Source organism: Rhodococcus sp. ACPA1 (assembly GCF_002300195.1).
GTDB classification, from domain to species: Bacteria; Actinomycetota; Actinomycetes; order Mycobacteriales; family Mycobacteriaceae; genus Rhodococcus_F; species Rhodococcus_F opacus.
Genome location: NZ_NSDX01000005.1, coordinates 881,746 through 904,810, shown reverse-complemented (window position 1 = coordinate 904,810; position 23,065 = coordinate 881,746). Strand labels below are relative to the sequence as shown.

Sequence of the window (23,065 nt, the reverse complement as noted above, 5' to 3'; positions counted from 1 at the left end):
CTACATCCATTCGACCAGCTGGATGATCACCCCGTTGGGGTCGCTCATCTGGAAGTAGCGTTCGCCCCAGGGCTCGGTTTCGATGGGCGTCACGATCGGGACGCCCTCCGCCTGCAGTCGGTCGTATTCGCCGTCGATACCGTCGACGACGAGCGCGATCAGCAACCCCTGGCCGGCGTCACCGGCGATCCGCGCGGGCTTGAAGGTCTCCAGTCCGGTCTTCAGGAAGACCAGATTGAAGCCGACGTCCGCGCGCTTCAGTGACACGAAGCCCTCGGCGGCCATCTCCTCGACGAAGCCCAGGTGGGACTTGGCGAACTCGGCCGACGCACTGGGGTCTGAGACGTTCAGCGACAGTGCGCTCGCGGTGACCTTCACGGTGGTGTCCTTTCGTTGACGACACCCCACTAACGTACGCCGTACGACATTCGTTCCCGGGGCCACGCATCACATCGCCAGCAGGCCCTTCGCGATGTGCGTCACCTGGATCTCGTTGCTGCCGGCGTAGATCATCAGCGACTTCGCGTCGCGCGCGAGTTGCTCGACCCGGTACTCCGCCATGTAGCCGTTGCCGCCGAACAACTGCACCGCCTCCATCGCCACCTCGGTGGCCGCCCGCGAGGAATAGAGCTTCATCGCCGACGCCTCCGCGAGGCTCACCTGATCCCCCGCCGCGGTGCGCTCGATGGCATTGAAGACCATGTTCTGCACGTTGATGCGGGCGATCTCCATCTCGGCGAGCTTGAGTTGAATGAGCTGGAACTGGGCGATCTCCTTGCCCCACAGCGTGCGGGACCTGGCGTAGTCGACACAAAGCCGGTGACACTCGTTGATGATGCCGAGCGACAGCGACGCGATGCCGATCCGTTCGGCCGCGAAGCTCTCCTTCGCACTGGACTTGCCGTCGGACTTGCCGCCGTCCTCCGTCTCGCCGAGCAGACGGTCACGGGTGAGGCGCACGTTGTCGAAGAACAGTTCTCCGGTGGGTGAGGAGTTCATGCCCATCTTCTTGAACGGCGCACCCTGGGTGAGCCCCTCCATGCCCGCGTCGAGGACGAAGGCGAGAACCTTCCGGTCGCGGCGGTCGACGGACGAGTCTCCCTCGTCGAGCTTCGCGTAGACGATGATGACGTCGGCGTAGGGACCGTTGGTGATGAACGTCTTCTGCCCGTTGAGGATGTAGTCGTCGCCGTCGCGGCGCACGTACGACTTCATGCCGCCGAACGCGTCCGAGCCGGAGTCGGGCTCGGTGATGGCCCAGGCTCCGACCTTCTCGAACGTGACCAGTCCGGGTAGCCAGCGCTCCTTCTGCGCCAGCGTCCCGCGACTGCGGATGGTGCCCGCCGCCAGCCCGAGGCTCACCCCGAGCGAGGCGACGAGCCCGAGGCTGACGCCGGCCAACTCGGCGTTCATGATGACGCCCATGCTGCCCGCACCGCCGAGGCCGCCGGACTTCTCTTCCTTCGCGCCGGACACGGCCCCACTGCGTTCGCGGTCCAGCGACTTCGTCAGCGCGTCACGGGCCATCTCGTCCAGACCGAAGGTGGCGAAGAGTTTGCGGATGATGTCGAACGGAGGCAGCTCGCCGGTCTCCAACTTGTCGACGTGCGGTCGAATCTCCTTGTCGATGAAACCGCGGATCGCGTCGCGGAACATCAGGTCGGTATCTGACCACTCATACATGCCGGGCACTCCAGTCGCTGAGAGACAAACGGTTGCCGCAAATATAGAACACGTTCCTATTCTTGGACAGGTGTGCCGGTTAGAGCGAGCCGGCTTCCGGTTCGCCGATACCGAGCCACTTCGACCTCAGCCGGTCGAGGGTGCCGTCCGCGGCCAGGGTGCGCTGCGCCGACTCGATGCGTTCACGCAGCGCGTGATCACCCGTGCGGACGGCAACGGCGATCTCCTCACGAGAGATTCCCCGTTCGACCACCTCCACGTGCGAGCGGTCCCGGACGAGCCAGGTGAGGACCGGCGCGAGTTTCATGACGGCATCGCACCCGCCCGAGGACAGGTCGTCGAGGGCCTGCCCGATCCGGTCGTAGGCGTACACCCGGATCGCGCCCGCGCGGCCCTCCGCGACCAGCCTCTCCACGATCGGCTGACTGGTGTTGCCGTGCTGGACACCGACGGTCAGACCGCCGAGGTCGTCCACCCCGCGCACTCCCGGATGCCGCGACGTGTCGACGGCGAGGGACTGACCCGACACGAGGTACGGAGCGCAGAAATCCGCGCGCGTCCTCCGCTGCGGGGTCACGGTGGTTCCCGAGGCGATGCAGTCGAATTCACCGTCCGCCAGCGCATCGAAGATGCCGTTGAAGTCGGTGCCCCGGTACGGGACGAGCGCCCATTCGACGCCGAGCACCTGCGCGACCGCCCGCGTGAACTCGACATCGAAACCCGCCGGAGCCCCACCGTCCCGGAACTCGAACGGCGGGTCGGGCAACGCCGAACCCACCCGCAGTACCCGCGCTGCCGCCGTCATGCCATCCCTCTCCGCCGTGACGAGTACCTACGAGCCGATCAGCCCCAACCGCTGTGCCAGCCAAGGCAATTCCTTCTCCAGTCCCGCAGACCACACCGCGAAGCTGTGCCCGCCCGGCACTTCCACGTACTGCACGTCCATGCCCGCGTCCTTCGCGGCCTGATAGACCTTCTGGGCCCCCGGCTTGTAGGCGTCGTCGTCGCTGCCGATCACGAAGACCCCGGCCGTATCCGGGTACTGCTTCGACGCCATCAGATCGAGTGGGTTGACCCGCTTGAACGCCGCCTCGTCACCGCCGAACCCGTCGTCGAGGGTGCGCTGATGGTCACCGAGCGTGGGTTCTTCCTGACCCGAGATGTCGAGGAACGTCGGGTACACGTCGGGATAGTTGGTGGCCATCTGCAGCGAACAGGTGCCGCCGTAGGAGAGGCCGCCGATCGCCCACGCCTTGGGGTCCGGGTCGACCTGCAGGTTCGACTTCACCCAGGACGGAACGTCCTTCGCCAGATACGTGGCCACATTGCCCAGCTTCGAATCGACACACAGGGGGTTCGCGATCTGCGAGCCGGTGCCGTCCGCCACCACCACGATCGGGGCCAGTCCCCCGTGTTTCGCGGCGAACTCGTTCATCGTGGTGGCGAGCTTGCCACCGGCGAACCAGTCCTCCGGCGAACCGGGCTGACCGGCCAGCAGCACGAGCACCGGCAGCAGGGGGCGCGGGTTGGCGAAGTAGGCGGGCGGGAGGTAGATCTCGGCGTCGCGGGCGGCGAACCCCGACGCCGTTCCGGGAACGGCAGCCGTCAGGACCCGCCCCTCGCTCGGCATTCCGGGCGGGGCGGTCCACGACGCGTCGAGAGGCGTTCCCGTCACCACGTTCTCGGCGGCGCTGCCGAGGTCGTTCATCTGAACCCGGTCGAACGGCTCCGCCCCGAATGCCGTGCCCACCGTGGGATAGGCGTCGAACACCAGGTTGATCTGCGTCGCGGACGCGAGAATCACGGCGAGCACCGCGAGAACCGACACGGCGGCGGCTTTCACCGTCCGGCCGGCGCGGATCCTCGGCACGAGCAGGACGATCGCGAAGAGCCCCAGACCGATCCACACGTAGATGGAAATCTCGATGGGGTCGGGGAACGGCCTGAGCACCTTCTCGACCATCACGTAGAGAACGACGGTGACGACCACCGACACGGCCAGGCAGATCGGAATCGCTTTCCTGGGGTACCAGGGTGCGCGGGCAGCGAGCAGCCACACGCCGCCGAGCACACCGATCACCGTGAGGATCCAGGGCAGAGGCCCTGAGATCACGCTGAGGTCGCTGAGCCATTCCACGTCACGAAGCCTAGAGCGCGAACCCGCGCTGCGTCGGCGACTCGGAGCGACCGGTAAAATTGCGGGGGTGACATTCATCAAGGTGTGCGGTCTGCGAGACGAGGCCTCCGTCGATCTGGCCGTGCGCCTCGGCGTCGACGCCGTGGGTTTCGTGTTCGCCGACAGCGTCCGCCGGATCTCCCCCGAGGACGCCGCACCGCTGGTCCGCCGGGTCACCGGTCACACGGTCGCGGTGGGTGTGTTCAAGGGGAGTCCCGTGGCGGAGGTGATCGACGTCGCCGCCGCGGCAGGTCTCGGAACCGTTCAGGTGCACGACCTGAAGTCCGCCGACGACGTGGCCCGGTTGCGGGAGGCGGGGCTCGGCGTGATCCGTGCCGTGGTCGCCGGTGACACGTCGGGCGATTTCGGCGCCGACCGCGTCCTCGTCGACGGAGCGACCGCCGGGGCAGGCGTGCCCTGGGACTGGGCGAACCAGAGCCGACCCGACGGCGAGTGGATCCTCGCCGGCGGACTTCATCCAGGCAACGTGCGGGGCGCCGTCGACGCGACCGGCGCGTGGGGTGTCGACGTGTCGAGCGGCGTCGAATCCTCGCGTGGTGTGAAGGATCCGGCGCTGATCGAGCAGTTCGTCGCCGCCGTCCGATCCGGCGACTGAGTCAGCCCGGCATCCCGGCGACGGAATCTTCGACGTCCCACGACGCGAGCACCGTCCGGATACCCACGACCAGCGCGAGCGGCTGGTCGATCATCACGTGGTGTCCGGCGTCGGGGATCTCGACCACCACAGCGGTGGGCCCGAATCGGCGGCGCATGCCGTCCATCATGGCGTCGGTGACGATGCCGTTCTCGGCGCGGAAGTAGGCGATGCGGCAGCGTGGGTCGGATCCGCCCAGGTGATCGCTGCTGTGGCGCGCGAAGAACGTGGAGTCGAACTTCCACGACCAGCCGCCGTCCACCTCTTCCATCGAGTTCTCTGCCACGTGCCGCAGGACCGCGGGCACCGCGGTGTCCTGCGGCGGGACGAACCGGAACCGCTCGAGCGCCTCGGTCCTGGACGGGTAGACCTTCTTCGGACCGAAGGCACGCTGCTTCCGCGCTTCTTCCTCCTCCGGGGTGCGGGCGAGGACGGGCGAATCGATCAGCTGGACACCCGCCAGATCCTCGCCGAACAGTTGCGCGGCCACGTAGGACACCATGCCGCCCATGCTGTGCCCGACGAACACCGGCGCCCCCGAGATACCCGCCGGCTTCGCCACGGCCAGGGCTTCTTCCGCCCACTGCTCCAGGCCGTACTCCGCGCGCCGGTCGCTGTCGCCGTGCCCCGTCAGGTCGAGTGCGACGACGCGACGGTCCGTGGCCAGCATGGGTGCCACATGGTCCCACCACCGGCTGTGGGCGGCGCCGCCGTGAACGAGCACGATTCCCGGCGATCCCGACGGCCCCCACGCACGGTAGTGGACCTGTGCACCGGCGACGTCGACCCGGCCGGTGTCGACCGGCGACGCCAACGCCGTGGTGAACCAGCGGGGCGCGTCCGTCTGCACGTTGCTCATTCACCGAACATACCGACCGCGTGTGGCCGTCCCCGACCGCCCTACAGAAGGTCGAGCATGGCCGTGACCGCGCGTTCGACCACCGGGAACCTGTCCGGGGCCAGATCGTGGCGGGCCCCCTCTAGTTCGACGAGCGTCGTCGGTGCGGGGATCAGTTCGAGTGCCGACCGCATTTCGCCGGTGGTCGCGAACGGGTCTTTAGAACCGTGCACCACCACGGACGGGGTGCGGAGACCGGGCAGGTGCTCGGTGCGGAGCTTCTCCGGCTTGGCCGGCGGATGCAGCGGGTACGACAGCAACAACAGGGCGTCGACGAGACCCGGTCGCTCCGAAGCGAGCATGGACGCCTGCCGCCCGCCGTACGAGTGCCCGCCGGCCCACACCGGCGCCGACACCAGCTCCCGCATCACGGCCACCGCGGCCGCGATGCCGTCCCGGTCCTCCGCCGCCGTCGACGGATGCGGCGGACCCGACGCGCGGCGCTGACGGAACGGGAGATCGAACCGCAGGACGACGACCCCCCGCTCCACGAACCCGTCGGTCACGGCACGCAACAGCTTTGTGTCGCAGTCACTTCCCGCTCCATGAGTCAGGACCAGCCCCGCCACTCCGTCACCCGCGGGGCGGTGGAGATGTCCGCGCACACCGTCACGTTCCAGCAACTCGCTCATGCGGTTCACGGTAGTGGAATGTCGGGCTACTCCGGCGCGAGCAACTCCGCCAGTTCTTCGCACAGCTGGTCCGCGAGTTCGTTGGCGCGTGGCACGACACCCATGCTCCAGTACCCGTGCAGCATGCCCGGGGAGATCCGCAGTCGAACCGGCACGCCGGCGGCCTCCAGCGCAGCGGCGTAGGCGGGGGCGTGATCTCGGAGCGGATCACATTCGGCCCCGCACACGATGGCGGGTGCCACCCCCGTCAGGTCACCCTCGATCGGCGAGACACGGGGGTCGAGGGCCAGGCTGCGATCTTCGAGGTAGCCGGCCCCCATGTCCTCATCCGCAGGCACCCTGAGGAAATACCCTTCGGCGAGTTCGTCCATCGACGGGTAACGCTTCGCGAGATGCACCGGCACGTACAGCAGCAGCTGTGCCCGCAGAGGAAGTCCCGCGTCGCGGGCCGCCAAGGCCACCGACGCCGCGAGATTGGCGCCCGCGCTGTCTCCGGCGACGGCGACTCGGGACGCGTCGCCGCCCAGCTGATCGATGGTGTCGTGGATCCAGTGGAGCGAAGCCAGGCAGTCGTCGTAGCCGGCGGGAAACGGGTGTTCCGGCGCGAGCCGGTAGTCGACGGCGACGACGACGGAGCCGGTGCGAGCGCAGACGCGTCGAGCGTGCGACTCGTGTGAGTCGAGGCCGCCCATCACCCAGCCGCCGCCGTGCAGGTACAGGACGGTCGACCGAGTCGGCTCCTCCGTGTCGGGCCGGTAGATCCGGGCGGGGATGCCACCGGCCGGGCCCGGGATGGTGACGTTCTCGACTTCCCGTACCTCGAGCAGTTCCGGCTCGAAGTAGAGGGCACGCATCTCCTCGATGCGCTTGCGTGCGCCTTCGATCGTCTTCTGGGGACCTGCGGCGGCGTCCCAGTCGTTCAGCTTGTCCAGCAGTACGGACATGTCGGGGTCGAGCTTCATGATTCTCCTCGTGATGGGGAACGATTACTTCTTGCCCAGTTCGGTGATCGCGACGCTGCGTGTCTCCGGAGCGGTCACCGCCGAGAGACCTGCCACCAGCAGGCAGACGGAGCCGAAAGCCGCCACCGGTATCCACCCGTGCGTGCCTGTTCCGAGCAGCGCATAGCCGATGCTCGGGGCGAAGCCCGCGAAGGCGAACCCGATCTGTGTCGAGATGGCGATGCCGGAGAACCGCACTCGGGTATCGAACATTTCCGCGAAGAACGTCGGACCGACACCACTGACACCGGATGCGGCGACACCGAAGAAGGCCGACACCGCGAAGATCAAGGGAACGGAACCGATGCTCATCGCCTCGAAGTAGAAGAAGAACGCGGCGATGGCACCGACGATTCCGGCGAGATACACGGGCCGCCGGCCGATCTTGTCTCCCAGCATCGCCCAGAGCGGAATGGCGAACAGCTGCATGATGTTTGCGATGACGCCCGCCCACAGCAGGGTCTGACGTTCGAGCCCGGCCTCACCGGTGCCGTATGCGAGCGCGAAGACAGTCATGATCGTGCCCGACACGGCGAAGAGCGAGCAGGCGATCACCCGGACCATCTGCAGCCGATAGTTCTCGAACAGTTCGACGACGGGGATCTCGACCAGATCGTTGTCGCGTTCCGCCTCCCGGAATACCGGAGTCTCCTCCATCGTCCGGCGGACGAACAGCGCGACGATCGTCAGGATTCCGCTGACGAGGAACGGGATTCGCCAACCCCAGGCCATCAGCATGTCCTCGGGCAGCGCGGCGACGGGGATGAACACGAGGGTCGCGATGAGCTGCCCCGCCTGGGTGCCGCTCATCGTGAAGCTGGTGTAGAACGCCCTGGAACCCTCCGGCGAATGCTCGAGGGTCAGCGAATTGGCGCCACTCTGCTCGCCCGCCGCCGAGGCACCCTGCATGAGTCGCAGGACCACCAGCATGATCGGCGCCGCGATCCCGATGCTCCCGAAGCCCGGCAGGCATCCGATGAGGAACGTCGAGACTCCCATCAGGACCAGCGTGAAGACGAGCACACGCTTGCGTCCGATGCGGTCGCCGTAGTGTCCGAGCGCGACGGCCCCGATCGGGCGGGCGATGTATCCGACGCCGAATGTCGCCAGTGCCGCCAACGTGCCGGTCGCCGGACTCTCCGACGGGAAGAAGACCGTCGGGAAGATCAGGGCGGCCGCCGACCCGTAGATGAAGAAGTCGTAGTACTCGACGAGGCTGCCGAGGAAACTTGCGAAAGCCGCCTTGCGGGGCTGACGCGCGGGCACGCTCGCCGGGGTGTCGACAGGCTGCTGCGCGTTCGGAGGCGCAGCAGAACCAGCTCGTACGCTCATGGGAGGACCTTTCGGACCGGAGTGAAGGTGATGACGTGCCGCGGATCACACCACCGCTGCGCCGACGACTCTGCCAAACGCCTTCATCACAGTCCAAGATCAACTTGGCATACTTTCGATAAGAACTACTTATCGAACTCGTCGATCGTCGGCATGATCTCCGCCGCGAGCGCGAGGACGGTCTCGAGCAGCGGTGTCCGGGGCCTGTCCGCCCACGCCAGCGCACCGCGGATTCGGTGGCGTCCGCCGTCCGTGGGCACGACGACGGCGTCGACGGCTCCGGCGCGATGGGAACTGACAGGAATGAGCGAGACCCCCACACCCGCCGTCACCAGCGCGGTCAGCGTCGTTCCGTCGGACGTTTCCTGCGCGATTTCCGGCGTGAACCCCGCTTCGTGGCATGCAGCCAGCACGTCCAGACGCAGAGTCGATCCCGACGCCGCGGGGTTGGTGACGAACGGATCGTCGCGCAGTTCGGACAGCGAGATCTCCGAGCGTTTCGCCAGTGGGTGGTCGGCGTAGAGCAGCGCACCCAGAGGCTCGACCGAGATCAGTCTCGTCGCAATTTCGGGATGCGACAGCGCCGCCGAGACGAAACCGAGATCGAGCTTGCCGGAATAGATGTCGTCGAGGATCAGCCCGCTCGGTCTCGCCCCGTCGAGAACCAACTCGAGTTTCGGATATCTCTTGCGCGCGGTCCGGGCGAACAGAGGCAGCTTCGACTGTCCGTAGGCGCCGCTGAATCCGACACGCACGCGGCCCTCCTCCGCGGGATTGCCCGCGGACGCCGACTGCTCGGCCCAGGCAACGGCTTTCAGCGCGGCCCGGCACGGCTCGAGAAATTGCTCTCCCGCGGCAGTCAGCCGGATCGGTCTCGTGCCCCGGTCGAACAGCTTCACTCCGAGATGCCTCTCCAGCTGCTGGATCTGCTGGCTGACCGCGGGCTGGGCTATGCGCAACGACTCGGCTGCCCGGCCGTAGTTCGACACCTCGGCTACGGCGAGGAACGCGCGCATCCAGCGGATCTCCATGCTCGCACCCTAATGTCGTGCCGAAATTCGACGGTTGATTGCGATTGGCTCTCGGTCTGTTTGCCGGGTTTCGGCGCGGGGTACTTTAACAACACAACCGCTGGGAGTAACCATATGGACACCATGACTGTCATCTGGATCATCGTCGCGATCGTCGTCGTTCTCGCCCTGATCGCGCTGGCCGTTGCGGCATCACGCAAGCGGAACGAGCGCAACCGTCATCAGGCCGACAGCATCCGCGCGAAGGCGCAGGAGCAGACGTCCGTCGTCGAGAAGCGCGAGGCCATCGCGGAGGAAACTGCGGCCAACGCCAGAAGGGCCCAAGCCGAAGCGGAGGCCAAGGCGGCAGAGGCCAAGAGACTGCAGGTCGATGCGCAGACGCACCAGAACACGGCGACCACGTCTCGTGACGACCTGAAGCACGAGTGGCAGCGAGCCGACGAGCTCGATCCCGACGTCAAGACGACGGACACTCCGCCGAACGACGCCAGGGCCACCGACGCCCGAACCACCGGAACGGGGCCGACGAACGCTCGGGCCACCGATGCGCGAACCACGGGTACAGGGCCTGCCAACGGTCGGCCCAACGGCACGGACTCCACGAATACCCATGGAGCACACGCGAAGCCGACCGACACGTCGTCGACATAGCGTTCGAGTTCGTCACGTGCACCGGCGCGGCGCCGGTGCTCACACGGGAGGTCGGAAATGCGTATCGGACGACTCGTGACGCTCATCGTGATCATCTGGCTGATCATCGGCGCCGTTGCCGTGTGGCAGCGCGGTTACTTCAAGGACGCGACGGCCGATTGCGCCAGCGCCGGAACGATCGCGGTCACCGTGATCGCGGGCCCACTCAACTACGCGGGTGTGAACCCGAAGATCGATTGTGAAGTGCCGCAACCGAGTCAGTAGTTCCAAGCCGTCAACCGAAAGAGGGAAGACCGTGATCGTTCTCGGAATCATCCTGCTCGTCATCGGCCTCGTCGCGGGGATCTCGATCCTCACGACGATCGGAATCATCCTCCTCGTCATCGGCCTCGTGCTACTGCTGCTGGGCACGACGGGCCGCGCGGTCGGCGGGCGGAAGTACTGGTATTGACGCCGGCGCTCATCCGCCGGACATGCTCAACCATTGACATTATCAATGATTGATAGATAGGTTCCTTTCGGGTATGCACCCGTGCGTTGCACGTGTGCCGACGAAAGGAACCTTGCATGTCTTCGGTTGCACTGGCACGGAACATCTTCGACGCCGATCACGATGCGTTTCGAGAAACGGTGCGCCGGTTCGCCGAACGTGATGTGGCCCCGCATCTTCGCGACTGGGCCGATGCGGGACAGGTCGACCGGGACGTCTACCGCCAGGCCGGCAAGCTCGGGCTCCTCGGGATCAACGTCGAGGAACGATTCGCCGGCGGCGGAATCGACGACTTCCGTTTCAACGCCATCGTCATCGAAGAGCTCTGCCGCGTCGGGGCCCCCGCCGTGGTGATGGGCCTGGCGGGCATCAACGACCTCGTCACGCCCTACCTCGCCTCGCTGGCGAACGAAGAGCAGAAGCACCGGTTCCTGACGCCCCTGTGCACCGGCGAGAAGATCGGCGCCATCGCCATGACGGAGCCGGGCGCAGGTAGCGACCTGGCCGCGATCTCCACGACCGCCCTCCCCGACGGGGACGATCTGGTCCTCAACGGCACCAAGATCTTCATCAGCAACGGAATGCTCGCCGACTTCGTGATCGTCGTGGCCAAGACGGATCCGGCAGCGGGCAAGAAGGGCGTGAGCCTGCTGGTGGTCGAAGACGGGGCGGCCGGCTTCACCCGCAACGGGCCGCTGCACAAGGTCGGCCTGACCGCCCAGGACACCGCCGAGCTCGTATTCGACGACGTCCGCGTCCCCCGCGAGAACGTCCTGGGCGAACTGAACGACGGCTTCGGCTACCTGCGACACAACCTGCCGCAGGAACGCCTCAGCGTGGCCGTCACGTCCATGGCGTCGATGCGACGCACGTTCGACCAGGCCCTGACGTACAGCTGCGATCGCACGGCGTTCGGCCAGCGAGTGGCCGACTTCCAGGCCAACCGCTTCTACCTCGCGGAACTCGCCACCGAGATCGAGATCGCGCAGTGCTTCACCGACCGCTGCATCCTCGACGCCGCACACGGCACCCTCGACGAGGTGACAGCGGCGATGGCCAAATGGTGGATCACCGAGCTGCAGCAGCGGGTCGTCCAGCGCGCGGTCCAACTGCACGGCGGCTACGGATACATGCGCGAGTACGACGTCGCCCAGGACTACCTCGACTGCCGCGGCGGGCCGATCTACGCCGGCACCACCGAGATCATGAAGGAAATCATCGGGCGCAAGCTCGCCCGGGCCTGACGGGTGCGATTACCACAGAAGCGTTGGCGATCTCTTCCATTGACATCTTCAATGATTAATGTTTAATTGTGATCCGCGCTACACACGCGATCCGCTCTGTTGTCCCACGCTCGGCCAAGGAGTATCGATGACGGTCACCGCCACCGCCGGCACCATGTCGGCCACCCAACGCAAGAAGGAAGTTCGCAGGGTAATCCTGTCGAGCTACCTGGGCAGCACCATCGAGTTCTACGACTTCCTGCTCTACGCCACCGCAGCGTCCCTCGTCTTCGGCCCGGTGTTCTTCGCCGATCTCGACCCTCTGGCCGCGAGCATCGCGTCGATGGGAACGTTCGCCGCCGGCTACGTCGCGCGCCCCCTGGGCGGAATCGTCTTCGGTCACTTCGGGGACACCGTCGGCCGCAAGGCCATGCTGCTGATCTCGATGACCGTCATGGGCATCGCGTCGTTCGCGATCGGGCTCATTCCCCCGCCGGAGATGATCGGCTCCTGGGCCGCGGTGATCCTCGTCCTCCTCCGCGTCTGCCAGGGACTCGCCGTCGGCGGCGAATGGGGTGGCGCAGCGCTGATGTCGCTCGAGCACGCCGAATCCGGCAAACGCGGATTCGCCGCGGCGTTCACCAACGCGGGCGCCCCCACCGGCGCACTGCTCGGCACACTCGCGCTGGCGGCCGTGTCGCTCCTGCCCGACGAGCAGTTCCTGACGTGGGGCTGGCGCATCCCGTTCCTGATCTCGGCGTTCATGCTGGCCCTCGGCCTGTTCATCCGGTCCAAGGTGTCGGAGAGCCCGCTGTTCACGGCAGCGCTGAAGGAATCGGCGAAGAAGGAGACCACCCCGCCCATCGTCACCATCCTGAAGCGGCCCCGCGCGGTCGTCGTGGCGTCGATGAGCTGCATCGCGAGCTTCGGAATGCAGACCGCATTCACCACATTCGCCATCACCTACGCCGTGTCGAGCGGCGCCCCGCGGTCCGACGCGCTGCTGGCGTTCTCCTTCTGCCAGTTCTGCGCGATCTTCCTGGTCCTCGGATCGGCGCGACTGTCCGACCGGATCGGCCGCCGGCCGGTCATGCTCGCGGGACTCGGCGCGATGATCCTCAGCGTCTACCCACTGTTCCTGCTGCTCAGCACGGGAGAGTTCCTGTTCATCGCGCTCGCCTTCGTCGGCTACACCCTCTGCCACTCGGCCACCTACGGGCCGATGGCCGCGTTCATCTCCGAGCAGTTCGGCACCCGGGCGCGCTACACCGGAGCGTCGCTCGGATACCAGCTGGCCACCCTCATCGGCGCGGGATTCACCCCCGTCATCCTGGCGTCGCTGTTCGCGTCGTCCGGCAAGTCGATCCTCCCGGTCGGGTTGTTCATCATCGCACTGTGCGTGGTCAGCGCCGTCTTCCTCGTCGCGACGAAGGAGAGCAAGGACAACGACCTGAGCGCCGAGACCCCGTCGGCCTGACACACCCATCCCGCCACAAGCTCGAGAGTAGTTTCGAAGAGAACGAGGAGTCACCATGGACAACGAAGGCATCGGCTCGTGGCTCGAGCGCCGCATCACCATGACGCCGAAGAACGAGGCGCTCGTCTTCGACGGACGGGCCGTCACGTACGAGGAGATGGCCCTGCGGACCCGCCGACTCGCCCACGGCCTGCGCGCCCTCGGCGTCGAGAAGGGTGACTGCGTCGGCTTCTTCGGTTTCAACGACCCGGCGGCGCTCGAGGTGATGTTCGCGGCCGGGCTGCTCGGCGCCACGTATCTCCCGCTCAACGCACGCCTCACCGCCGAGGAAGCCCGCTACGTGCTCGGCGATTCACGCTGCACCACAGTGATCTTCGGCGATCAGCAGGCCGACGTCGCGCAGGAGCTGGCGCAGTCGGACACCCCGGTCACCACCTGGATCGGCCTGGGCGCCTCGTGGTCCACCCACACGTACGAGGGCGTGCACGCCGGGCGGCCGGACACCCGCATCGACGAGCAGGTGGGCCTCGACGACCTGTCCGTGCTGATGTACTCGTCGGGCACCACCGGCGCACCGAAGGGCGTCATGCTCAGCCACGGCAACATGCTGTGGAACGCGCTGAACCAGCTTCTCGCCCAGGACATGACGTCGAAGGAACGCACGCTGTCGGTGGCGCCGCTGTTCCACATCGGCGGGATCGGCGGCGCCGTCACACCGACGCTGCTCAACGGCGGCACCGTGGTGCTGCTGCGCAAGTTCGATGCCGGCGTCGTGCTCGACACGATCGAGAAGGAACGCATCACCACGTTCTTCGCGGTCCCCACGATGATCCAGGAACTGTGGCACCACCCCCGGTTCGCGGACGCCGACCTGTCCAGCCTGCGGGCCATCTGCGTTGCGGGGGCTCCCCTGCCCGAAGCGTTGATCTCCCCGTGGCAGGACCGTGACGTCGCGATCACGCAGGCGTACGGCCTGACGGAAACCGCGCCCTCGGTCACCATGCTGTCGAGCGCGGACGTGCGCAGCAAGATCGGGTCCGCCGGCAAGCGGACGTTCTTCACCGACGTCGACGTCGTGCGTCCCGACGGGTCGAGCGCCGAACCGCACGAGATCGGCGAAATCGTCGCCAAGGGCCCGAACGTGATGCTCGGCTACCTGAATCAGCCCGAGGCGACCGCCCGCACGATCGTCGACGGCTGGCTGCACACCGGCGACGCCGGCTACTTCGACGACGAAGGTTTCCTCTTCATCTGCGACCGCTACAAGGACATGTACATCTCCGGCGGCGAGAACGTCTACCCCGCCGAGGTCGAGGCGGCTCTGCTGAGACTGGAGGGCATCCGGGAGGCGGCGGTCATCGGTGTCCCCCACGAGAAGTGGGGCGAGACCGGTATGGCCTTCGTCGTCGCCGCCGACGGCACGACACTCGACGAGGAGACGGTTCGCGCCCGGCTGCGAGAAAAGCTCGCGGGCTTCAAGATTCCCACGTTCATCCAGATCGCGGAGGCACTCCCCCGCACCGCCACCGGCAAGATCCGCAAGCCCGACCTGCGCAAGCTTGCCGCTTCGCAGCCTGTGAGTACTTCTTGACCGCGGGCGGTTAACAAGTACTCACGAGCGTGCTTGCATTATGGAATGAAGCACATCGGGATCGTGTTGTTCGACGGCGTCGAGGAGTTGGACGCCGTCGGGCCGTGGGAGGTGCTGTCCGCGTGGACGCGCATGTACCCAGACGACGGATACGCCGTGTCCTGCCTCTCCGCGTCGGGCGGGAGTGTGCAGTGCGCCAAGGGCCTCGTCCTGGGCGCTCATCATTCCCATGCCGACGCGCCGCCCCTCGCCGTGCTGCTCCATCCCGGCGGTCAGGGCACGCGGCCCCAACTGCTAGACGACGCCCATCTCGACTGGGTGCGCCGGCAGCGCGCCGTCGTTCCGTTGATGACCAGCGTGTGCACGGGTTCCCTGGTCTACGCGAAAGCCGGCCTGCTGAAAGGCAGGCCGGCTACGACGCATTGGGCGTCGTTGGCGTTGCTGGCGGAGATCGATCCGACCATCGACGTGCGCCCGGACGATCGGTTCGTCGACGACGGCGCCGTGATCACGTCGGCCGGTGTCTCCGCGGGTATCGACATGGCACTGCACCTCGTCGCCCGCTTCGCCGGAGCGGAGCGGGCGCGCGAGGTGCGCCGCTATATCCAGTACGACCCTCGCCCCCTGTGAGTACTTGTTAACCGCCCGCGGTTGACAAGTACTCACGGGCGCGTCAGCGCACCACGGAGAGCGACACGCGGCTGGGGTAACGCTCCCCCGTGTGCACGGTCTGGTGGGCGACCACGAATTCCGATGATTCGTACGCAGATTCGCCGGTGTTCAGGTTGCGGTCCCAGCGGGGATGGTTGCTGGACGTCACGTGGACCCGGATCCGCTCACCCGGCTGGAAGGTGACGGCCGTGGACCACAGGTCGATCGCGTACTCGTACACCTCTCCGGGCACGAGCAGGCTCGGTTCGGCGGATGTATACGTCCCGGGGGTCCGGTAGGAGTCGCGGTAGCGGGCCCGGACCATGCCGTCGGTGAGGGTGATCGACGTGCCGTCCGCGGTCACCCGGCACAGTCGCACGACGAAATCGGTGTCGACCGCACTGGACGACGCGAACAGCGTCGCGGACACCCGGCCGATCACCGTCAACGGCTCGGTGAGTGCCTCACCGGTGAACACGAGGACGTCGTCGCGGGATTCGACGCGGCTCTGTTCCAGTGCGCCGGGCGCGAACGTTCCCGGCATCATCGTCGCCCCTCCGACCGTCGGCACCGGATCCGCCGGGTCGTAGTCGTAGTCGACGCACCCGTCGGTCCCCTCCGCTTCCGCGACGAGGGTTCCGCCGGGAGCCAGGAAGAGTTCGGCCGTCCGCGCGGGTTCCGGGAAGCGGTCGTACGTCCGCCACCGGTTTTCCCCCATCACGAAGATCCGGACGCGGGGCATGTCGGGTTCCTCGTCGCCGAGCACCGACGCGTACCACTGCGCATGAACCGACGACAGGTCCTGCCCCGAGTCGAGCACCGCCTGGTTGGCGGGACTGCCGAACACCACCGAGCCACCGAGCCCGGAGAAGTTGGTGTGACTCCACGGGCCCACGATCAGGTACGGCGCGGGGGCCGCACCGGAATCACTGTGCGCCAGTTGGCCGAAGTACTGGTCGAGGGTGCTGTTCACGAAGATGTCGTACCACCCCCCGATGTGCAGCGAGGGGAGGTCGACGGCCCGGTCGCTGGCGCTGTCCCACAGGTCGCGGGTGGGGTGATCGATCGGGAATCCCAGCGATTCGACGATCGGCGACGCGAAGAATGCCGGGGCGTCGGCCGCCATGTCGCGGACGGGCAGGATGTCCAGGAACGTGTCCTCGGACATCGCCCGATCGATCCGCGCCCACGACTTCCACTCGCGTTCCGCGCGGACGGGATCGGTCCGGGACAGCTTCGCGATCTCGGCCGGTCCGGCCGAGTAGTGCCCCCACCCGAGCCGGGCACCGAATTCCACCGCGCCGCCGCGCACGAGTCCACCGGACCGCGCATTGCCGCCTGCGGAGATGCCCGGGGCGATGCCGCGCAGGGCCGGCGGCTTCTCCTGGGCTGCACGCCACTGGGTTTCGGCGAAGTACGACCGTCCCCACATGCCCACGGCGCCGGTCGAGTACGGCAGTTCGGCGGCCCACTGCACCGTGTCGTAACCGTCCGGACCTTCGTTCTCGGACGGCACGAAGTCGCCGTCCGAGCCGAATCTGCCACGGACGTCCTGCATGATCACGACGAATCCGGCGGCCGCGACGGTGGTGGGGTTGAGGTAGCCCGAGTTCACGGACAGGTCGCGGCCGTACGGGGTGCGGGTGAGCAGAACCGGGAAGCGTCCGGATCCGTTCGGGCGGTACACGGTCGATCGCAGAACCACCCCGTCCCGCATCGTCGCCTCGACGTCGTTCTCGATCAGTACATCGTGTTTCACAGGTTCGGTCACTTTCGACGGGAGTGCGGTCATTTGCCGAGTTCGGTGGTGCTGGTCCGGTAGGTTTCGCGGACCGTGAGCGTGGTGAGCGCGCTGACCAGGCAGCAGCACGCGGTGAATACGGCCACCGGAATCCAGCCGTTCGGTCCGGGCCGGACGAGCGCCGCGGCGATGGTGGGGGCGAATCCGGTGGCCACCAGCGCCAGCTGCCCGGAGATCGCCATGCCCGAATACCGGATGCGCGTCTCGAACATCTCGGCGTACAGCGCGGGACCGACGGCGTTGACGAGCGAGTAGCCGGCCACCATCACGACGCACGCGGTGATCAGGATCAGGGCCGTCGAACGCTGGCTGACCGCCCAGAAGAATCCGGAGATGGCGACGGCGCAGACGAGATTGCCGGTGATGAAGATCGGCTTGCGTCCGATCCGGTCGGCGAGGATCCCCGCGGCGGGCTGGGCCACGAGCGCGAGTGCGGCGGTGAGCACGGTCGCGCCGACCATGACGGTCCGGGACACACCGGCCTCGTGGGTGCCCCACGACAGGGCGAAGGCGCTGAAGATGGTGGAGACCACCGCGAACAGGCCGCAACCCACGACCCGCAGCACGCTCGGCCAGTGGTCGCGGAAGATCACCTTCGCCGGCATCTCCTTGGGTTCGTCGGTCGACACGGCCGCCTCGAACACCTCGCTCTCCGGCAGCATCCGGCGGATGACGAGCCCGGCGAGTGCGACGAAGATGCTGAGCAGGAACGGGATACGCCATCCCCAGCTGAGGAAGGCGTCCTCGGGCAGTCCGGAGAACACGAGGACGACCAGCGATGCCAGCAGCATTCCCGCGGCGGCGCCGGTGTTCACCCAGCTCGCCGCAAGCGCCCGGCGATCGGCGGGTGCGTGTTCGAGCGCCAGGGACGCGGCACCCGCCGACTCGCCCGCCGCCGACGCACCCTGGACGGCCCGGAGCAGCACCAGCAGGATCGGCGCCGCGACGCCGATCGCCCCGTACGTCGGCAGGCAGCCGATGAGCGACGTGGCCACGCCCATCATCACGAGCGTCACCACCAGCATCCGCTTGCGGCCGAGGGTGTCCCCGAAGTGCCCGAAGACGAGGGCTGCGAGAGGCCGGACGACGTACCCGATCCCGATGGTCGCCATCGACACGATGGTCCCCCAGAACGAACCGAGATCCGGGAAGAACAGGGTGTTGAACGCCAGCGCGGAGAAGGAGGCGTAGATGAAGAAGTCGTAGTACTCGAGTGTGCTGCCCACGAAGGAGGCCAGGGCTGCCCGGCGCGCGTGGGGCGACCGGACGCTCGTGTCGGCGCGTACGTCGCGGCCGTCGAATGTGGAAGTCATGTGGTTCCTACCTGAATGTGAAGGGCATCCGGGAGTTCGGAGAGGCCTCGAGGCGGGTGCGGCACCGGGGATCGGAGTTGTCCAGGTCACATCCGCTGCCGCCGAAGGAGACTCTGCCAAAGAAACCGATCACCGTCCAAGAGCAGTATCGGCACCGATTGATAAGCGATCGTTATTGCTCGTCGGGGGCGGCGCCCGGCGACGGCAGCACCTCGGCGGCGAGGTCGAGAACCGTCTGCACGACGGGCGATACGGGACGGTCGGACCAGGCCAGCGCGGCCCGGACTTCGTATCGGCCGGCGTCGAGGGGAACGAGCACCACCCGATTGGGATACGTCTGGACGTCACCCGGCACGAGCGCCACACCGACCCCGGCCGCGACGAGGGCGGTCAGCACGATGCCGTCGGTGGTCTCCTGCACGATGTTCGGCGTGAACCCGGCATCCCGGCACGCGGCGAGCAGATCGCGGCGGAGCGTGGACCCGGTGGCGGCGGGATTCGCGACGAACGTTTCGTCGCGCAGTTCGGCGAGGTCGATCGACTCCCGTGTGGCGAGTGGGTGATCGCTCGGGAGCAGTGCACTGAGGTACTCCACCGAGATCTGCCGCGTGAGCACATGGGGGTGAGACACCGCGTCCGAGACGATCCCGAGGTCGAGTTGCCCCTCCCAGATTTCGTCGAGGATCTGGCCACTGACCGTCGCCCCCTCGAGGACGAGATCGATCAGCGGGTACCGACGGCGCACCGACCGTGCCAGAGAGGACAATTCGGTCTGCCCGTAGGCGCCGCTGAACCCGACCCGGACGCGACCCTCGACCGCCGGATCCGCGATCACCGCGGCATCGACGGCGCGGTCGATTCCGGCGAGCGCGTCCTTGCACGGCTGCAGGAAGCGCTCCCCCGCCGCGGTGAGCCGGACCGATCGCGTGGTGCGGTCGAACAGTTTCACGCCGAGGCGCTTCTCGAGTTGCTGCACTTGCTGACTCACGGCCGGTTGCGCGATGTGCAGCACCTCGGCCGCCCGGCCGTAGTTGAGTTCCTCGGCGACCGCGACGAACGACTTCATCCAGCGGATCTCCACTGCCGGTCAGTCCACCACGAACACCGTGAGACGCACCTCGCCGGGGAGGCGTTCGCCGGTGCCGACGAGGATCCGCGAGCGCAGCCACGACCACCGGCCCTCGGCGGCGGTGAGCCGTGGGGTGCAGCGGAAGTAGATGCGCTCGGGTGGCACGGGCTCGCCCTCGACCAACCGGGCGATGTCTTCGGCGGTACCCGAGCGCAGCCCGAAGTTGGTGACGTAGATGCGGTCGCCGTCGTCGGTCTCGATGGCGTACCTGGCCTCGAGTTCGGTGAGCGTGGACGAGCTGAGCAGCTGGAAGTCCGCCCCTACCGGCAGCACGGTGCCCCGTAGCTCGGGGCCCTCGACCCGGCCACCGACGATGGGGATGATGCGCCGTGTGCCTTCGGGCGTGGACCCGATCTCCACCGGCTCGGCCACCTCCACGACGAACGTGGCGAGGAACGACATGCCGGGCGGGGCCGGGGCGAGGAGCTCGGTCATCGTGCCCTACTCGACGAAGGTGGGAAAGGCGATGCTCTGCAACGTGTCCCGCATCTGATTCACGACCGTGTCGGGGATGCCCTCGAAGTAGCGTCCGTGCGCGGCGTCGACACGCGCCTTGGCGTCGTCGCGGAGTCGGCGCCCCTCGTCGGTGGCAGCGATCAGTTTGTTGCGACGATCCGAGGGGTCGAGGGTGCGCACGACGAGTCCGCGTTCCTCGAGTTCGTCGACCAGGCCCACGATCTGACTGGGGTCGAGCCCCATGGTGGCGGCCACTCCGCGCTGGTTGACGCCCTCGGCCTGCTCACAGGCGAGGACCAGAACCGAATAGGAGCGCACCCGCAGACCCGTGGGAACGAGGGCCTTGTTCACCGCGCCCAGCACCATTCCGCCGACGCGCGAGAGCAGGAACCCGATGTCGTCCGATAACGCCTGCGACTCTGCCATGCGACGACCCCCTTCTGATGATTGCCGGTAGAGTAGCAGATCTTAATCATTGACATTCTCAATCATCAATGATTACGTGTGATTCAGCGAACACGACCTTAGGAGAATCGCGACATGGACCTCAGCAACAAAGTCGCCGTAGTCACCGGCAGCGGACAGGGCCTCGGACTGGCCTACGCCAAGGACCTCGTGCGGCACGGCGCCGCAGTCGTGATCAACGACGTCAACCAGGCCACCGCCGACGCCGCCGTCGCCGAGATCACCGCCGCGGGCGGCCGGGCAGTCGCCGTCGTCGCCCCGGTCGGCAGCACCGAAACCGCCCAGAAGCTGGTCGCCGGCGCGATCGACGCATTCGGACGCCTCGACGTCATGGTCACCAATGCCGGCATCCTCCGCGACAAGGTGCTGTGGAAGATGACCGACGACGACTTCGACGCAGTGATCAACGTGCATCTGCGCGGCACGTTCACGTGCGTCCGCGAAGCCGTCCTGAAGTTCCGCGAACAGGGCGACGGTGGTCGCATCATCTGCATCGGCTCCCCTGCCGGCCAGCGCGGCAACTTCGGGCAGACCAACTACTCGGGCGCCAAGTCCGGCATCGTCGGCATGGTCCGCACCTGGGCGATGGAACTACAGCGCGCGGGCATCACCGCCAACGCCGTCTGCCCCGTCGCCGCGACCGCGATGACCGAGACCGTCCCGTTCCTCGCCCCCTACATCGAGGGCATGAAGAATGGCGAGCCGCTCCCCGACATCATCCGCCGCGACGTGGGCCTGGGCACCCCCGAGGACGCCGCAGGCATCATCTCGTTCCTCGCGTCCGACGCGGCCGCCGAGATCACCGGCCAGGCCTTCGCCGTCGGTGGCGACCGCCTCGCGCTGTGGTCGCACCCCGACCTGACCGCGGTCGAGTACCACGACGGCGGCTGGTCGGCCGACGACATCGCGGCTCAGTGGACCGGCACGTTCGGCGACGCCGTCCAGTCCGTCGGCGAGGAATTTCCCGAGGAGCTGATGGCGAAGTGAGCCGCTACGAGTACGGCATCGACTTCGACAAGATCGACGCCATCGACATCCACACCCACGTCGAGATCGACGGCTGCGGGCACCGGTCCCTCGACGACGAACTGATGGCCGCCTCGGAGAAGTACTTCAAGTCCGGCGAGGAACGCACCCCGTCCATCGACGCGATCGCCGATCACTACCGCTCGCGCAACATGGCCGCGGTCGTGTTCACCGTCGACGCGGCCTCGGCCAGCGGACACGCCGCCAACTCGGTCGAGGAGATCGCCGAGGGCGCGGCCCGCCACAACGACGTCCTGATACCGTTCGGGTCCGTCGACCCCTGGCAGGGCAAGGCCGCCGTGCGGCGCGTGCACCGGCTCGTCGACGAGTTCGGCGTGAAGGGGTTCAAGTTCCACCCCAGCATGCAGGGCTTCGAACCGAACGACCGGCAGTTCTACCCGCTCTACGAGGCCATCACCGAGGCCGGGGTCCCCGCCCTGTTCCACACCGGTCAGACCGGGATCGGCGCCGGGCTGCCCGGCGGGCACGGCATCAAACTGCGCTACTCCGACCCGATGCTGCTCGACGACGTCGCCGCCGACTTTCCCGACCTCACCGTGATCATGGCCCACCCGTCGGTGCCGTGGGTCGACTCGCAGATCTCCATCGCCACCCACAAGGCGAACGTCTTCATCGACCTGTCCGGGTGGTCGCCGAAGTACTTCCCGCCGCAGCTGGTCAAGGCCGCCAACAGCATGCTCCGCGGCAAGGTGCTGTTCGGCTCCGACTTCCCCGTCATCCAGGTCGACCGCTGGATGAAGGACTTCGAGAACCTCGACATCAAACCCGAGGTCGCGCCCCTGATCTTCAAGCAGAACGCGCTGCGCGTTCTCGGCATCAAGCACTGACCCGGCCTCACCGAACCACCAGGAGACTTATCGTGACCACCGCAACCACCACCCGCGTCGCCACCCTGGCCGACCTCGCCGCACTCGAGGGCCAGTCGCTGGGCACCAGCTCGTGGATCGACATCCCCCAGCAGCGGATCAACACATTCGCCGACGCCACCGACGATCACCAGTGGATTCACGTCGACCCCGAGCGCGCCACGGCGGAGAGCCCGTTCGGCGGGCCCATCGCCCACGGCTACCTCACGTTGTCGCTGATCATCCCCATGTGGGACGAGGTACTGACCGTCGACAGCGTGACCATGGCCGTCAATTACGGTCTCAACAAGGTCCGATTCACCAACCCCGTGCCCGCGGAAGGACGCGTCCGCTTGAACGCGACGCTGCAGTCCGTCGAGGAACTGCCCAAGGGCGGCGTCCAGGTGACCGTCGCCGGGCAGATCGAACTCGAGGGCAGCGAGCGTCCCGCGGTAGTCGTCGAGGCCGTGTACCGCTTCTTCGAGTGACCCGCCCGTGAGTACTTGTCAACCGCCCGC

Annotated in this window: 25 protein-coding genes; 11 read left to right on the top strand and 14 right to left on the bottom strand. The window is 67.2% G+C overall.

Annotated elements, in window-relative coordinates; translation table 11 throughout:
• From CJ177_RS28395 to CJ177_RS28380, 4 genes are all read right to left on the bottom strand, one after another.
• Complete coding sequence (locus CJ177_RS28395; protein ID WP_095869150.1) at window positions 1–378, bottom strand: VOC family protein; 378 nt, start codon at window positions 376–378, stop codon at window positions 1–3.
• Between the two features lie 69 nt (window positions 379–447).
• Window positions 448–1,683, bottom strand: a complete 1,236-nt coding sequence (locus tag CJ177_RS28390) for an acyl-CoA dehydrogenase family protein (protein WP_061697612.1) — start codon at window positions 1,681–1,683, stop codon at window positions 448–450.
• Between the two features lie 79 nt (window positions 1,684–1,762).
• A complete protein-coding gene (locus CJ177_RS28385; protein WP_095869149.1) occupies window positions 1,763–2,488 on the bottom strand; it encodes an ABC transporter substrate-binding protein in 726 nt (241 codons plus the stop codon).
• A gap of 27 nt (window positions 2,489–2,515) precedes the next feature.
• Window positions 2,516–3,820 carry an esterase family protein gene (locus tag CJ177_RS28380; protein ID WP_095869148.1) on the bottom strand — a complete coding sequence of 435 codons (1,305 nt, stop codon included), beginning with the start codon at window positions 3,818–3,820 and terminating at the stop codon, window positions 2,516–2,518.
• Window positions 3,821–3,887: 67 nt separating this feature from the next.
• On the opposite strand from CJ177_RS28380, the gene CJ177_RS28375 reads away from it, so the two are divergent.
• Entirely contained in the window at window positions 3,888–4,475 is a 588-nt protein-coding gene (locus CJ177_RS28375) for a phosphoribosylanthranilate isomerase (protein ID WP_061043806.1), read from the top strand.
• 1 nt (window position 4,476) lies between these two features.
• Here the strand turns inward: CJ177_RS28375 and CJ177_RS28370 are convergent, their stop codons facing one another.
• From CJ177_RS28370 to CJ177_RS28350, 5 genes are all read right to left on the bottom strand, one after another.
• Entirely contained in the window at window positions 4,477–5,373 is an 897-nt protein-coding gene (locus tag CJ177_RS28370) for an alpha/beta fold hydrolase (RefSeq protein ID WP_061043805.1), read from the bottom strand.
• 41 nt (window positions 5,374–5,414) lie between these two features.
• The gene (locus CJ177_RS28365; protein WP_373560058.1) at window positions 5,415–6,044 is read right to left on the bottom strand and encodes an alpha/beta fold hydrolase; all 630 of its coding nucleotides are present in this window, start codon (window positions 6,042–6,044) and stop codon (window positions 5,415–5,417) included.
• Between the two features lie 26 nt (window positions 6,045–6,070).
• Entirely contained in the window at window positions 6,071–7,006 is a 936-nt protein-coding gene (locus CJ177_RS28360; protein WP_095869146.1) for an alpha/beta hydrolase, read from the bottom strand.
• Between the two features lie 24 nt (window positions 7,007–7,030).
• The gene (locus CJ177_RS28355; RefSeq protein WP_095869145.1) at window positions 7,031–8,377 is read right to left on the bottom strand and encodes an MFS transporter; all 1,347 of its coding nucleotides are present in this window, start codon (window positions 8,375–8,377) and stop codon (window positions 7,031–7,033) included.
• A 125-nt stretch (window positions 8,378–8,502) separates the two neighbouring features.
• Entirely contained in the window at window positions 8,503–9,408 is a 906-nt protein-coding gene (locus tag CJ177_RS28350) for a LysR family transcriptional regulator (RefSeq protein WP_095869144.1), read from the bottom strand.
• A 114-nt stretch (window positions 9,409–9,522) separates the two neighbouring features.
• Here CJ177_RS28350 and CJ177_RS28345 point away from each other — a divergent pair, with 114 nt between their 5' ends.
• The 7 genes from CJ177_RS28345 (at window position 9,523) to CJ177_RS28315 (ending at window position 15,470) form a co-directional block, all read left to right on the top strand.
• Window positions 9,523–10,059 carry a hypothetical protein gene (locus CJ177_RS28345; protein WP_005243820.1) on the top strand — a complete coding sequence of 179 codons (537 nt, stop codon included), beginning with the start codon at window positions 9,523–9,525 and terminating at the stop codon, window positions 10,057–10,059.
• Between the two features lie 57 nt (window positions 10,060–10,116).
• On the top strand, window positions 10,117–10,323 hold the full coding sequence (locus CJ177_RS28340) for a hypothetical protein (RefSeq protein ID WP_005243822.1): 207 nt from the start codon (window positions 10,117–10,119) through the stop codon (window positions 10,321–10,323).
• Window positions 10,324–10,354: 31 nt separating this feature from the next.
• Window positions 10,355–10,510, top strand: a complete 156-nt coding sequence (locus CJ177_RS47470) for a DUF6131 family protein (protein WP_005263616.1) — start codon at window positions 10,355–10,357, stop codon at window positions 10,508–10,510.
• Between the two features lie 116 nt (window positions 10,511–10,626).
• Entirely contained in the window at window positions 10,627–11,793 is a 1,167-nt protein-coding gene (gene couH, locus CJ177_RS28330) for a dihydro-p-hydroxycinnamoy-CoA dehydrogenase (RefSeq protein ID WP_005243826.1), read from the top strand.
• Between the two features lie 127 nt (window positions 11,794–11,920).
• A complete protein-coding gene (gene couT / locus CJ177_RS28325) occupies window positions 11,921–13,249 on the top strand; it encodes a p-hydroxycinnamate MFS transporter (protein ID WP_005243827.1) in 1,329 nt (442 codons plus the stop codon).
• A 55-nt stretch (window positions 13,250–13,304) separates the two neighbouring features.
• A complete protein-coding gene (gene couL, locus CJ177_RS28320) occupies window positions 13,305–14,840 on the top strand; it encodes a p-hydroxycinnamoyl-CoA synthetase (protein ID WP_095869143.1) in 1,536 nt (511 codons plus the stop codon).
• Between the two features lie 45 nt (window positions 14,841–14,885).
• Window positions 14,886–15,470 carry a DJ-1/PfpI family protein gene (locus CJ177_RS28315; protein WP_025431955.1) on the top strand — a complete coding sequence of 195 codons (585 nt, stop codon included), beginning with the start codon at window positions 14,886–14,888 and terminating at the stop codon, window positions 15,468–15,470.
• A gap of 43 nt (window positions 15,471–15,513) precedes the next feature.
• Here the strand turns inward: CJ177_RS28315 and CJ177_RS28310 are convergent, their stop codons facing one another.
• From CJ177_RS28310 to couR, 5 genes are all read right to left on the bottom strand, one after another.
• Entirely contained in the window at window positions 15,514–17,283 is a 1,770-nt protein-coding gene (locus tag CJ177_RS28310; RefSeq protein WP_095869142.1) for a CocE/NonD family hydrolase, read from the bottom strand.
• Window positions 17,280–18,605, bottom strand: a complete 1,326-nt coding sequence (locus CJ177_RS28305; protein WP_095869141.1) for an MFS transporter — start codon at window positions 18,603–18,605, stop codon at window positions 17,280–17,282. Before CJ177_RS28305 ends, CJ177_RS28310 begins: the two co-directional genes overlap by 4 nt.
• Window positions 18,606–18,777: 172 nt before the next feature.
• Window positions 18,778–19,686, bottom strand: coding sequence for a LysR family transcriptional regulator (locus tag CJ177_RS28300; protein WP_061043795.1), 909 nt, complete (start codon window positions 19,684–19,686; stop codon window positions 18,778–18,780).
• A 6-nt stretch (window positions 19,687–19,692) separates the two neighbouring features.
• Window positions 19,693–20,169 (bottom strand): DUF3237 domain-containing protein, encoded by a 477-nt coding sequence (locus CJ177_RS28295; RefSeq protein WP_095869140.1) that lies wholly within the window; start codon window positions 20,167–20,169, stop codon window positions 19,693–19,695.
• Window positions 20,170–20,175: 6 nt separating this feature from the next.
• The gene (gene couR, locus CJ177_RS28290; RefSeq protein WP_025431954.1) at window positions 20,176–20,616 is read right to left on the bottom strand and encodes a MarR family transcriptional repressor CouR; all 441 of its coding nucleotides are present in this window, start codon (window positions 20,614–20,616) and stop codon (window positions 20,176–20,178) included.
• Window positions 20,617–20,730: 114 nt separating this feature from the next.
• On the opposite strand from couR, the gene couN reads away from it, so the two are divergent.
• The 3 genes from couN to couM are packed head-to-tail and all read left to right on the top strand — an operon-like array spanning window position 20,731 to window position 23,035.
• Window positions 20,731–21,642, top strand: coding sequence for a 4-hydroxyphenyl-beta-hydroxyacyl-CoA dehydrogenase (gene couN / locus CJ177_RS28285; RefSeq protein ID WP_005243844.1), 912 nt, complete (start codon window positions 20,731–20,733; stop codon window positions 21,640–21,642).
• Entirely contained in the window at window positions 21,639–22,529 is an 891-nt protein-coding gene (couO, locus tag CJ177_RS28280; protein ID WP_061043794.1) for a 4-hydroxyphenyl-beta-ketoacyl-CoA hydrolase, read from the top strand. Before couN ends, couO begins: the two co-directional genes overlap by 4 nt.
• Window positions 22,530–22,561: 32 nt before the next feature.
• A complete protein-coding gene (gene couM, locus CJ177_RS28275) occupies window positions 22,562–23,035 on the top strand; it encodes a p-hydroxycinnamoyl-CoA hydratase (RefSeq protein ID WP_005243848.1) in 474 nt (157 codons plus the stop codon).
• The last annotated feature ends 30 nt before the right edge of the window (window positions 23,036–23,065 follow it).

What these genes read in the sequence shown, in the direction of transcription:
- couT (WP_005243827.1), top strand. Translation starts at nt 11,921, where the DNA reads ATGACGGTCACCGCCACCGCCGGCACCATGTCGGCCACCCAACGCAAG.
- couL (WP_095869143.1), top strand. Translation starts at nt 13,305, where the DNA reads ATGGACAACGAAGGCATCGGCTCGTGGCTCGAGCGCCGCATCACCATG.
- CJ177_RS28365 (WP_373560058.1), bottom strand. Translation starts at nt 6,044, where the DNA reads ATGAGCGAGTTGCTGGAACGTGACGGTGTGCGCGGACATCTCCACCGC.
- CJ177_RS28345 (WP_005243820.1), top strand. Translation starts at nt 9,523, where the DNA reads ATGGACACCATGACTGTCATCTGGATCATCGTCGCGATCGTCGTCGTT.
- CJ177_RS28385 (WP_095869149.1), bottom strand. Translation starts at nt 2,488, where the DNA reads ATGACGGCGGCAGCGCGGGTACTGCGGGTGGGTTCGGCGTTGCCCGAC.
- CJ177_RS28370 (WP_061043805.1), bottom strand. Translation starts at nt 5,373, where the DNA reads ATGAGCAACGTGCAGACGGACGCGCCCCGCTGGTTCACCACGGCGTTG.
- CJ177_RS28315 (WP_025431955.1), top strand. Translation starts at nt 14,886, where the DNA reads ATGAAGCACATCGGGATCGTGTTGTTCGACGGCGTCGAGGAGTTGGAC.
- couN (WP_005243844.1), top strand. Translation starts at nt 20,731, where the DNA reads ATGGACCTCAGCAACAAAGTCGCCGTAGTCACCGGCAGCGGACAGGGC.
- CJ177_RS28310 (WP_095869142.1), bottom strand. Translation starts at nt 17,283, where the DNA reads ATGACCGCACTCCCGTCGAAAGTGACCGAACCTGTGAAACACGATGTA.
- CJ177_RS28355 (WP_095869145.1), bottom strand. Translation starts at nt 8,377, where the DNA reads ATGAGCGTACGAGCTGGTTCTGCTGCGCCTCCGAACGCGCAGCAGCCT.
- CJ177_RS28390 (WP_061697612.1), bottom strand. Translation starts at nt 1,683, where the DNA reads ATGTATGAGTGGTCAGATACCGACCTGATGTTCCGCGACGCGATCCGC.
- CJ177_RS28350 (WP_095869144.1), bottom strand. Translation starts at nt 9,408, where the DNA reads ATGGAGATCCGCTGGATGCGCGCGTTCCTCGCCGTAGCCGAGGTGTCG.
- CJ177_RS28360 (WP_095869146.1), bottom strand. Translation starts at nt 7,006, where the DNA reads ATGAAGCTCGACCCCGACATGTCCGTACTGCTGGACAAGCTGAACGAC.
- CJ177_RS28340 (WP_005243822.1), top strand. Translation starts at nt 10,117, where the DNA reads ATGCGTATCGGACGACTCGTGACGCTCATCGTGATCATCTGGCTGATC.
- couH (WP_005243826.1), top strand. Translation starts at nt 10,627, where the DNA reads ATGTCTTCGGTTGCACTGGCACGGAACATCTTCGACGCCGATCACGAT.
- CJ177_RS28305 (WP_095869141.1), bottom strand. Translation starts at nt 18,605, where the DNA reads ATGACTTCCACATTCGACGGCCGCGACGTACGCGCCGACACGAGCGTC.
- couR (WP_025431954.1), bottom strand. Translation starts at nt 20,616, where the DNA reads ATGGCAGAGTCGCAGGCGTTATCGGACGACATCGGGTTCCTGCTCTCG.
- CJ177_RS28295 (WP_095869140.1), bottom strand. Translation starts at nt 20,169, where the DNA reads ATGACCGAGCTCCTCGCCCCGGCCCCGCCCGGCATGTCGTTCCTCGCC.